The organism is Frankia sp. AgB1.9 (assembly GCF_016786355.1).
GTDB lineage: Bacteria > Actinomycetota > Actinomycetes > Frankiales > Frankiaceae > Pseudofrankia.
In genome coordinates, this window is sequence record NZ_JADWYX010000148.1 from 12569 (window position 1) to 20973 (window position 8405).

The following is an 8405-nucleotide window of genomic DNA, read 5'->3' on the forward strand; positions in this document are numbered from 1 at the left end:
GCCAGAGGAACCCGCAGCGGGTTCCTCTGGCGATCTTCGCGTCGGTGGCGAGTTGTGGGGTTTTCCAGGCTCGATGTCACTAGGCGCAGTGCTGGGTTACGCGGTTCTGAGGGAAGTTCTGCGCCGGGTTGCCGGGCTGGGTGCGGCGTCTGACCATCTACAGACTGATGGACGCCCGCCTCGACCGAGGTCGCGCCGTGGCGAGCTCCGCACCGCCGAACCAGTCCGATGTTCCGTGGCCTGAACTGCTGAGAGGTACTGCCATGCAAGCCGTCGCCGTTCGAGACCGTGCCGCCGGCGTCGGTGGGCTCTCCCTGGCGGAGATGCCGTACCCCCATGCCGCCGAGAACGACGTCATCGTGCGGGTGCACGCCGCGGGGTTCACCCCTGGAGAGCTTGACTGGCCGGGGACGTGGACGGATCGCGCCGGCCGCGATCGGACGCCGAGCGTGCCGGGGCATGAGCTGTCGGGTGTCGTCGCCGCGTTGGGTTACGGAACCACCGGTCTCACCGTCGGCCAGCGGGTTTTCGGACCGACCGACTGGGCCCGCGACGGCTCGCTGGCCGAGTACGCGGCGGTGGAGGCCCGTAACCTCGCCCCGCTTCCGGCGGACGTCGACCACGTCGTGGCCGCCGCGCTGCCGATCTCCGGGCTGACCGCCTGGCAGGGCCTGTTCGACCACGGCCGCCTCACGACAGGGCAGACCGTTCTGATCCACGGCGCCGCCGGAAGCGTCGGTTCGATCGCTGTGCAACTCGCGCGCGAGGTGGGAGCCCGCGTGATCGCCACAGGGCGGGCCTCCGCCAGGGACACCGCACTCGGTCTGGGTGCTGATGAGTTCCTGGACCTGCAGTCCGATCGGCTGGAAGATGCCGACGAGGTCGACGTGGTGTTCGACGTGATCGGCGGCGAGGTCCTCGACCGTTCGGCCACTCTGGTGCGCGCCGGTGGCACGCTCGTGACCATCGCCGCGCCACCCAAGGTCCTGCCCAGGGACGGGCGGGCGGTCTTCTTCGTCGTCGAACCCGATCGCGTCCGGCTCGCGGACCTGGCCCAACGGCTCCGGGACGGACGCCTCAAGCCGATCGTCGGGGCCGTGCGGACGCTCCCGGAGGCGCCCGCCGCGTTCGCCCCCGACCGCCACACCCCCGGCAAGACGATCATCAGGGTCGCGGAAAGCGGAGAGCCGTCCTGATCGGAACACGGTCCGCATCCGCCTGAGGCCCTGCCGCCCGTCGGACTCCAAGTTCGTCGGTGCCCACTCAGCAGCAGACGCCACCTGCTGGCCCCGGTCTACCTGGATCACGTCGGCCGGTGAGTGGAAGTTCCGCCGACCCGTCGTGACGATCACCATGCCCCCGGCGGACGTCGGTCCCCGCTGTGTAGCGTCGGCGCTGGGTGCCCCCGCGCCGGGCGTCAGCTTGTGCGCGGCCGTCGACGGCCCCGAATCAGTCGTGTCGGAACGCGGGCGGCCGCGAGGCCGCCGGCGGAGGGAGCGGATGGGTACGTGACGCAAGCGGGGATCTTCGGGCTCGGCGCGCCGGAGCACAGCTACCTGGAACTGGACCTCGTCGACGGCGCGTCCGCCGTCGACCTCGTGAAGGCGGCCGCCGGCCTTGCCGGCCCGCTGTCGACCGGTGGCGGGGTCAACCTCGTCGTCGGATTCCGGCCCGAGCTGTGGGTCGAGGTCGTCGCCGACGGGCTGCCGGCCGGCGTCACCGGCTTCGGCGCGCCGATCGTCGGCGCCGACGGCTTCCAGATGCCCGCCACCCAGCACGACGCCTGGCTGTGGATCGCCGGCAGCGACCGGACCACCGTCTACCTGAACTCCCGCGAGGTGCTCGCCGCGGTCGCGGACGTCGCCACGGTCGCCACCGAGACCGGAGGCTGGGTCTACGCGCACAACCGTGACCTGACCGGCTTCGTCGACGGCACCGAGAACCCGTCGCTGCTGGACGCCCCGGGCGTCGCGATCGTCGCCGAGGGGCCCGGCGCCGGCGGAAGCGTCCTGCTCTTCCAGCGGTGGACCCACTCCACCGACACCTGGGAGGCACTGCCCGTCGCCGAGCAGGAGAAGGTCATCGGCCGGACCAAGGCCGACAGCGTCGAGCTGACCGAGGACGTCCAGCCGGCGACGTCGCACGTCTCCCGCAACGTGGTCGAGGAGGACGGCGCGGAGCTGAAGATCTTCCGCCGCAACGTCGCCTACGGCACCGCGACCGACCACGGCACGATGTTCGTCGGCTTCGCCGCCCAGCAGCGCATCCTCGACCTGATGCTGCGGCGCATGGCGGGCGCCACCGAGGACGGCCTGCGCGACGCGCTCACCCTGTACACGACCCCGGTCAGCGGCGCCTACTACTTCATCCCGCCGGTCGCGGCCCTCGCCGGCTTCGCGCCGGAGGACGCCGACTAGTAGCCGGGCCGCGGGCATTGGCGGGTCCCGAGCGACGCGACTGGCGAGAGGCCGACGTCCTAGGCTGACCAGCCATGGAGCATTGGGAGCTGATCGCTCGGGAGCAGGTGCGGGACACGGTCGCCGCGTACAACCACAGTGGCGACCGGTTCCTGCTGGACGAGCTGGCGGCGTGCTTCACCGTCGACGGTGTGCTGGAGTCCAAGGGCGACTGGGCCGCGCGCGGCCGGGCGGAGATCGTGCGGACGCTGTCGGGGGTCCGCGCGACCGAGCCGGTGGCCGCGGCCGCCGGCGCGGCCGCGGACGCCCGCCGGCCGTCGTTCGTCCGGCACTTCTTGACCAACCTGCGGTTCGAAGAGGTCACCCCGGAGCGGATCCGGACGTCCGCCTACTTCGCGGTCCTGACCGCCGCCGGGCTCGACCACTGGGGCCGCTACCGGGACGTCCTGGTGCCGGCCGAGGGACGGTGGCTGTTCGCCCATCGCGTCGTCCGGACCGACGCGATGGTTCCCGATTCGCCCTTCCAACGGCGGGACTGACGCCCGCCGGCTCAGGTGTGGGCGCCGTCGACGTAGACGTCGACCTTCTCGTCGTAGAAGCAGACCAGGCCGGCCACCTTGATGCTCTCGGGCAGCGGGGTCCGGTAGATCCAGACGACGTCCTCGTGGACCTTGCCGTCGACCTCGACCGAGAAGTAGCCGGCGGTGCCCTTGTAGGGGCAGTGGGTGGCCGTGTCCGACGGGCGCAGCAGCTCGGTCTTCACATCGGTCAGCGGCAGGTAGTACCGGGGCCGCAGCCCGGTCTCGAACAGGACCACCGGGCGGACCGAGTCGGCGACCGTCACCCCGCCGATCTCGACGGTCACGTGCCGCGAGCCGGCCATCACGTCTACCCGGTGGTACGGGTTGCGGGCATGCCCGTAGACGATCTCGTCCTCCTCCAGCCAGATGTCCATCGCGTCCCAGTCGAGGCGGACCAGGCCCTGGAACTCGGGGATCGGCGAGTCGGGGTAGGTGCCGGCCGCGTCCTCGGCCCGGTGGCCGCCGATCACCACGTCGTGGCGGACGGCGTCGCCCCGGCTCGGCGAGCGCACGGTCTTCCCGTTCGGCTCCAGCGTGGCCCGGACGTCCTCGGCGGGCACGTAGTACACGGGGTAGTGCGGCCCTTCCCAGACCAGGACCGGCCGGATCGTGTCGACGACGACATGACCGGCGAGCAACGCCCGCACCCGCTTGTGCGCCTGCTCGGCGTGCACCCGGCCGCGGGCGTTCGCCGCCGACGGCTTGGCGGTGCCCACCTCCGGCAGACCGGCCTTGTCGTTGGTAGCAGAGGTCACCGGGGTTGTGGTGGTCGAGCCGGTCGTGGTCGTCATGAGTGCCTCATCTCTTCCCTCGTCCGCTCCCATGCGCAACCGCCGGCCCGCCCGCGTCGTTCCCGCCGCCGGCCAATTACCGCGTGATCGCGACTGACACTGCGTCCGGTTCAGTAGGTCTGCCAGAGCAGAACCGTGTGGTCGCCGCTGCCGGTGGCGAGCGTGGGGCCGTCGGGCGCGAACGCCACCGACCACACGGCGCGGGTGTGGCCGGTGAGGGGTTCGCCGAGCTGGCGAGGGTCGGCCAGGTCGGTGACGTCCCAGAGCCGTACCGTCTCGTCCTCGCTGCCGGTGGCGAGGAGGTGGCCTTCGGGCGCGAACGCCACCGACCACACGCCGCCGGTGTGGCCGGTGACGAGGGGTTCGCCGAATTGACGTGGGTTGGCGGGGTCGGTGACGTCCCACAGCCGTACCGTCCGGTCGAAGCTGCCGGTGGCAAGGGTGCGGCCGTCGGCCGCGAACGCCACCGACTTGACCGCGCGGTTGTGGCCGGTGAGCGGCTGGCCGAGCTGACGGCCGTTGGCTGGGTCGCTGACGTCCCAGAGCCGCGCCGTCCTGTGTTCGCTGCCGGTCGCGAGGATGTTGCCCTTGGCCGCGAACGCCACTGACCTCACGGTATCGGTGTGGCCGGTGAGGGGCTGGCCGAGTTGGCGGGCGTTGGCCGGGTCGGTGACGTCCCACAGCCGTACCGTCCGGTCGAAGCTGGCGGTGGCAAGCGTGCGCCCGTCGGCCGCGAACGCCACCGACTTCACGCCGCCGGAGTGGCCCGTGAGGGGCTGGCCGAGTTGACGAGGGTTGGCCGGATCGGTGACGTCCCACAGCCGGACAACCCGGTCTTCGCCTCCGGTGGCGAGGATCTGGCGGTCGGCCGCGAAGGCCACCGCCTTCACGGTGTCGGCGTGGCCGGTGAGGGGCTGGCCGAGCTGGCGGGCGTTGGCGGGGTCGGTGACGTCCCACAGCCGGACCGTCCTGTCCTCGCTGCCGGTGGCGAGGAGGTGGCCGTCGGCCGCGAACGCCACCGACCACACGGCCTGGACATGGCCGGTGAGGGGTTGGCCGACGAGTCGGGCGCCGTGGAGGGACGAGGCCGGTGCCGGCCTGACCGGTGGGGGGAAGGTGGGTTCGGCGACGGGTGGGGCGGGTCGCGGGGCTATCGGGTAGGCCGGGGCGCTGGTGGGCTTGGCGCGGCCGGTGAGGGCGTGGCGGATCCGGTCGAGCAGGTGGTCGCGGGCGTCGTCCTGGGCCAGGGGGAACAGGTCGATGGAGACGACACCGGCGAGCAGGCCGGGGCGTTCGCAGTCCTCGACGCGCAGGGGCAGCAGCTTGCGGGCGAAGCCCTTGGGGTCGGCTGCGTGCGCTGCCTGCCACTCGGCCTGGCCGTAGACGGACTGCAGGTAGGCGTTGGACAGGATCGCGATCGTCCGGGTGGCACGGCGAACGCCCTCGTCCATCTTGATCTGCCAGTTCGTCCCCGGGACGAAGTCCCACGCCTGGATCAGAACCCGATGGCCGGCGTCTTCCAGCTGCCAGGCCACCCACTCGGCCCAGAGCCGGTCCGCGCCCGTGTAGGAGACGAAGAAGTCCCACCCGTCCGCTGGCGGCGCAGCCCCCGAAGCCGTCACACCACCGATCTTCGCACCATAGACGGACCGCTCGTCACGGCGGACTGACCTTGGCGGGGCCGGTTCACGCCGCCGTCAGCCGGTCTGCCGGTCAGCCCTTCAGCTCGGGGAACTGGTCGTCGCGCCACTCGGCCGTGCTGGCCCCGTCGGCGCGGGTGTTCTCCTGTTCGCGCAGGTCGACGCGGCGGATCTTCCCGGAGATCGTCTTGGGCAGCTCGGCGAACTCCAGGCGGCGGACCCGCTGGAACGGGGCCAGGTGCTCGCGGGCGTACCGCAGGATCGACAGCGCGGTGTCCCGGTCCGGCGGGTGGCCGGCGCTCAGGGTGACGTAGGCCTTCGGCACCGCGAGCCGCAACGGGTCCGGAGCGGGAACGACCGCGGCCTCGGCGACCGCCGGATGCTCGATGAGCACGCTTTCCAGCTCGAACGGGCTGATCTTGTAGTCGGAGGCCTTGAACACGTCGTCGGTACGGCCGATGAAGGTGATGTAGCCGTCCTCGTCGCGGCTGGCGACGTCGCCGGTGTGAAAGAAACCGCCGGCGTTGGCTTCGGCGTCGCGGGCCGGGTCGTCGGTGTAGCCCGTCATCAACGGCAGCGGCCGGCCGCCGGACCGCAGATCGAGGCAGATCTCGCCTTCGGCGCCGTTCACGGCCCCGCTGAGCGGGTCGACGAGCACCACCGGGTACCCGGGCGACGGACGGCCCATCGAACCGGGCTTCACCGCGCAGCCGGGGGTGTTGCCGACGGCCAGCGTCATCTCGGTCTGGCCGAAGCCGTCGCGGATCGTCAGCCCCCAGGCGGCGCGGACCTGCTCGATGACCTCGGGGTTCAGCGGCTCACCCGCGCCGAGCAGCTCGCGCAGCCCGGGTGGCCGGCCAGCGGACAGGTCGGCCTGGATCAGCATCCGCCACACGGTCGGCGGGGCGCAGAACGTCGAGACGGCCTCGGCGCGCAGCTGGCCGAGCAGCGCCGCCGCGTCGAACCGGGTGTAGTTGTAGACGAAGATCGTCGCCTCGGCGCTCCACGGCGCGAAGAACGAGCTCCAGGCGTGCTTCGCCCAGCCTGGCGAGCTGATGTTGAGGTGTACGTCCCCGGGCCGCAGCCCGATCCAGTACATCGTCGTGAAATGGCCGACCGGGTACGAGACCTGGGTGTGCTCGACCAGTTTGGGCCGGCTGGTTGTGCCCGAGGTGAAGTAGAGCAACAGGGTGTCGTCCGGCGCGGTACCGGGATGGCCGACGTTCGGCGCCGCGATCGCGTAGGCGTCCTCGTAGCGCAGCCAGCCGGGCTCCGGGACGGCGTCCCCGCGCACGACGATCCGAGTCAGCCCGGCCGGCAGCTGGTCGAACTTGGCCTGGCTGGAGGCGTCGACGATCACGTGGCGGGCGTCGGTGCGGGCGAGGCGCTCGGCGAGGTCGGCCGGGCCGAGAGCGGTCGTCGTCGGCATGATGACCGCGCCCAGCTTCATGATCGCGAGCATCGACTCCCAGAGCTCGACCTGGTTGCCGAGCATGAGCATCACCCGGTCGCCCCGGCCGACGCCCGCCTGGGACAGCCAACGCGCCACCTGGCTCGACCGGTGGCTCAGCTCGGCGTAGGTCAGCGACGCCCGCTGGCCGTCCTCCTCGACGACTACCAGCGCCGCTGAGTCGGGCCGCTCCCGGGCGACAGCGTCGAACCAGTCGACGGCCCAGTTGAAGGTCGCGCCCAGGTCCGGCCAGCGGAAGGTGTCGACGGCCTGCTGGTAGTCGTGGCCGAGCGCGAGCAACTGGTCGCGGGCCGCCCGGTAGGCCTCCGTCGCCGGGTTCGCCACCGACTGGCTCATCTCGCGCCTCCTCGGCGCCGTGACCGTCGCGCCGAAGCTTGCGGACGGTCGTCCGATATGCGGGCCAGACGCTACTCGTCGAGGTCGCGACGCGGGGTCTGGCCGTCGAGGTGCGGCAGCAGCCAGTGGAGCCTGGGAAGCTCGCGCGGACGCGTTCCGCGCATCGCCGCTGGTCCGAGTGCTATAAGTGCGATCCCTGTGGCGTAGCCGGATATATCGGACGCCCATCTCCTGGATAGGGGCGGTCAGCGGCCAATGGTCGAGTTAGCGAAGGTGCCAGGATCGGACGACGACGAGGCGACACGCCTTGCGCCGGTGCCTGGTTGGCCCGTGCCCGGGCAGGATCTTCCCGTTGAGCCCGCTCTTCGGCCGCGCGCTCCGGGCACACGCGTCGGCTCCGGCCGAGGCCCGCGGCTGTCCGGGCGCGTGCGGCTTGCCGGGTTGACCGCCGGGGCCGCGGCATCGCTGGTCCTGCTGGTCGGCGCCGGGATGTCCCTGACCGCCTGCAGCCAGGGCGCCGACGTAGCGGCGGCCTCTGCCGCGACGACCACGCCCACCTCGACCGCGGCCGTGGACCCCAGTGCCGCCGCGGCCACCAGTACGGCCCCGATCGCGGCCCCTTCCTCGATCCCGGCCCAGCCGTCGATCGCCGCCCTGGCCGCGGCGCCGCCGGCAAGTCCTGTCTCGACGCGGCGCGTTCCCTCCACCCCGCGCGCGCCCCGGACGACCGTCGCTGTCGCCCCTACCGAGGCCAGGCCGACCACGGCTGTCGCTGTCGTCCCCGCAACGGCCGGTCCGACCGCGGCGATCGCCGCCGCCCCCAGCGATGCTGGGCCGACCACGACTGCCCCGACCATGGCCGCCCCGACTACCGCCGCCCCGGCCGGTGGGTCGCAGCCGTCTCTCGCCAGCTTCGGGTCCAGTTGCCTCAACACCAGCGGCCAGGGCCCGGACTGGTGTAGCTGCGTCCTGGCCGGTCTCCAGCAGCGGTACTCCGCGGCGGCGTGGGCGGCGCTGTCCACCAAGGAGGCGCAGGACGCGACCGTGGCTGTCGCCCTGGCCAACTGCTCGCAGTACTACCAGTAGCCGACCGTCGGGGCCCCCCCGGGGCCCCCCGGGGGGCGGCCCGCGGGGGGGGGGGGGGGGGGGGGGGGGCGGGGGGAAAGGGG

At 72.4% G+C, this 8405-nt stretch carries 7 protein-coding genes; 4 read left to right on the forward strand and 3 right to left on the reverse strand.

What is annotated here, in order from left to right; translation table 11 throughout:
- Positions 1-263 precede the first annotated feature (263 nt).
- The 3 genes from I6A60_RS36340 (at position 264) to I6A60_RS36350 (ending at position 2956) form a co-directional block, all read left to right on the forward strand.
- Positions 264-1196, forward strand: a complete 933-nt coding sequence (locus I6A60_RS36340) for an NADP-dependent oxidoreductase (protein WP_203024838.1) — start codon at positions 264-266, stop codon at positions 1194-1196.
- A gap of 312 nt (positions 1197-1508) precedes the next feature.
- Positions 1509-2417: a Dyp-type peroxidase gene (locus I6A60_RS36345; RefSeq protein WP_203024839.1), complete on the forward strand. Its 909-nt coding sequence runs from the start codon at positions 1509-1511 to the stop codon at positions 2415-2417.
- Between the two features lie 74 nt (positions 2418-2491).
- Positions 2492-2956 (forward strand): nuclear transport factor 2 family protein, encoded by a 465-nt coding sequence (locus I6A60_RS36350; protein WP_203055817.1) that lies wholly within the window; start codon positions 2492-2494, stop codon positions 2954-2956.
- An 11-nt stretch (positions 2957-2967) separates the two neighbouring features.
- Here I6A60_RS36350 and I6A60_RS36355 read toward each other — a convergent pair whose 3' ends face one another.
- From I6A60_RS36355 to I6A60_RS36365, 3 genes are all read right to left on the reverse strand, one after another.
- Positions 2968-3789 (reverse strand): DUF427 domain-containing protein, encoded by an 822-nt coding sequence (locus tag I6A60_RS36355; protein WP_203011934.1) that lies wholly within the window; start codon positions 3787-3789, stop codon positions 2968-2970.
- A gap of 110 nt (positions 3790-3899) precedes the next feature.
- Positions 3900-5411 carry a TIR domain-containing protein gene (locus I6A60_RS36360; RefSeq protein ID WP_203011936.1) on the reverse strand — a complete coding sequence of 504 codons (1512 nt, stop codon included), beginning with the start codon at positions 5409-5411 and terminating at the stop codon, positions 3900-3902.
- A gap of 91 nt (positions 5412-5502) precedes the next feature.
- Positions 5503-7236, reverse strand: coding sequence for an AMP-binding protein (locus I6A60_RS36365; protein ID WP_203011938.1), 1734 nt, complete (start codon positions 7234-7236; stop codon positions 5503-5505).
- Between the two features lie 441 nt (positions 7237-7677).
- Between I6A60_RS36365 and I6A60_RS36370 the strand changes: the two genes are divergently transcribed.
- The gene (locus tag I6A60_RS36370) at positions 7678-8322 is read left to right on the forward strand and encodes a hypothetical protein (protein WP_203042756.1); all 645 of its coding nucleotides are present in this window, start codon (positions 7678-7680) and stop codon (positions 8320-8322) included.
- Positions 8323-8405: the final 83 nt, after the last annotated feature.